Raw genomic sequence first — 2142 nt, forward strand, 5'->3', positions numbered from 1 at the left:
CTGTAGTTCAAGACGTTCCTGCCGCAGCACCGCGCAGCGCGGCACCTACCCGCGTCGCCTCTTCCGCTCCGGCTCCGCAGCGGCGCATGGCGGTTGCCACCGGATCGGCTGCAACGCACTTGGTACAGCTCGGCAGCTTTGAAAGCCGCGCCGTTGCACAGGCCAAATGGGCCGAAATGAAGAGCCGCTTCACACAGCTCGCCGACCGCGATGTTGTGATCACAGAAGCGGTTGTGAATGGCCGCACATATTTCCGCGTTGCCGCAGCCGGCTTTGGCTCACGTAGCGCGCGTAGCATGTGCAACACCGTAAAATCTGCCGGTGTAAACTGCTTCGCCTATGCCGCTTCCAGCCCGCCAGCAGGCGCGGTGGATCGCGGCGTGCGTATCGCAGCGCGCACACGCTAATCTTCCCCTCTCTTATTTGAGAGATTCAGCAAAACTAATCCCGGTGGCCCAAGGTCGCCGGGATTTTTTGTGTGCTAATGGCTCACCTGCCTAAAGACTCGCCTGCCTAAAGGCCTACTTTAACGCCGCCTTTGACAAGCGCGCGAACGCGTCCTTGCGCGCCTTGACGGTCGAACGGCGTGTTGTCGCGATTCGCTCCCATTTTGGTGCGGTCGATCATCCACGGTGCGTCTGGGTCGATAACCGCGATGTCAGCCTCTCTGCCCACTTCAATCATACCCGCAGCCACTCCGAGCAATTCGGCGGGTTTCGTAGCCAGCAAATCGAATGCGCGCGGCATATCGATCACTTCATCGCGTACAAGGTTCATGACCATCGCAAGCAATGTTTCCGCGCCCGCCATACCTGGCTCGGCATCGGCAAAGGGCAGGCGCTTGTCCTCTGGTCCGCGCGGATCATGGCCACTGGAAATCACATCAATCGTGCCGTCTGCTATTGCTGCGCGCGCTGCTTGACGGTCGGCCTCACATCTGAGCGGCGGTGATAGCCGCGTAAAGGTGCGGAAATCGGCGGTCGCAAGGTCAGACAGCATAAAATGCGCTGGCGTAATTCCGCAGGTTATCGCCGCACCGCGCGTCTTGGCTGCGCGGATCAAATCAAACCCAGATGCGGTGGTAACCTGCCGAAAATGGAGGCGTGCTCCGCTCATTTCAGCCAGCGCAATATCGCGCGCCAGTGCCAGCGTTTCTGCCTCGGCAGGGGCACTTGGTATGCCCAGCCGCGTGGCGATTTCACCAGCAGTGGCGGCGGCTTCACCGACCAGTGCACCGTCTTCTGGATGGGCGACAACCACCAGATCGAGCGTCGCGGCATATTGAAGCAGACGCAGCATAACGCCGCTATCCGCGATCCAGCGCCTTCCGGTGGCAACACCCCTCGCCCCGGCATCGCGCATCAATGCGATCTCAGCGAGTTCGGTGCCTTCTAGCCCGCGTGTTGCAGCGGCCAAAGGATGAACCCACAAGTCAGGCTTGCCGCTTTTGGCGGTGTGCGCGACACGGCTGGGGTAATCGAGCGGCGGCGATTGATCGGGCATCAGCGCGGCGCGCGTGATCCCGCCGAAATGAAACGCGGGCTTGTCGACCGCGAACACACCGAAATCGACGAGCCCCGGCGTGATTAGCTTGCCCTTGGCACTCAAGACTTCGTCGCCGTCTTGCGCAGTGACATCTGGGCCAGCAGCCTCAATCAGGCCATCGACCAGTCGCGCGGCACCCTTCGTAATGCCGCCGGGTGTGACGATCTGACCGTCGGTGATTGTGAGAGGACGAAGCTGTTTCATTGCGCGGCCTCCCATCCTTCAACACCGCGTGCAGAGCGTGTCAGCACATCTAGGCAGGCCATACGGATAGCGACGCCCATCTCTACCTGCTGGGTGATGATTGACCGATCGAGCATATCCGCAACATCGCTATCAATCTCCACGCCGCGGTTCATCGGGCCAGGGTGCATCACCAGCGCATCAGGCGCAGCGCGTTCCAGCCGCGCTTTGGTGAGGCCGTAAAGGTGATGGTATTCACGCGCCGAGGGAATGAATTGCCCAGACATACGCTCAGATTGCAGCCGCAGCATCATCACCACATCGCTTTCGGCAAGCGCGGCGTCGAAATCATGGAAAGGTTTAGCGCCCATTCTCTCAATCCCAGCGGGCATTAGCGCTGGCGGTGAACACACC

General features: G+C 60.7%; 3 protein-coding genes. 1 reads left to right on the forward strand and 2 read right to left on the reverse strand.

Annotated elements, in window-relative coordinates; genetic code table 11:
• Positions 1–407 (forward strand): SPOR domain-containing protein (locus ACSHXH_RS19495; protein WP_435673463.1); only part of this gene is annotated, 407 nt, incomplete at its 5' end.
• Between the two features lie 106 nt (positions 408–513).
• Here the strand turns inward: ACSHXH_RS19495 and ACSHXH_RS19500 are convergent.
• Positions 514–1749 carry a dihydroorotase gene (locus ACSHXH_RS19500; RefSeq protein WP_435673464.1) on the reverse strand — a complete coding sequence of 412 codons (1236 nt, stop codon included), beginning with the start codon at positions 1747–1749 and terminating at the stop codon, positions 514–516.
• Complete coding sequence (locus ACSHXH_RS19505) at positions 1746–2099, reverse strand: hypothetical protein (protein WP_435673465.1); 354 nt, start codon at positions 2097–2099, stop codon at positions 1746–1748. Before ACSHXH_RS19505 ends, ACSHXH_RS19500 begins: the two co-directional genes overlap by 4 nt.
• Between the last annotated feature and the right edge of the window lie 43 nt (positions 2100–2142).

The organism is Marivita sp. (genome assembly GCF_051251565.1).
Classification (GTDB): domain Bacteria; phylum Pseudomonadota; class Alphaproteobacteria; order Rhodobacterales; family Rhodobacteraceae; genus Marivita.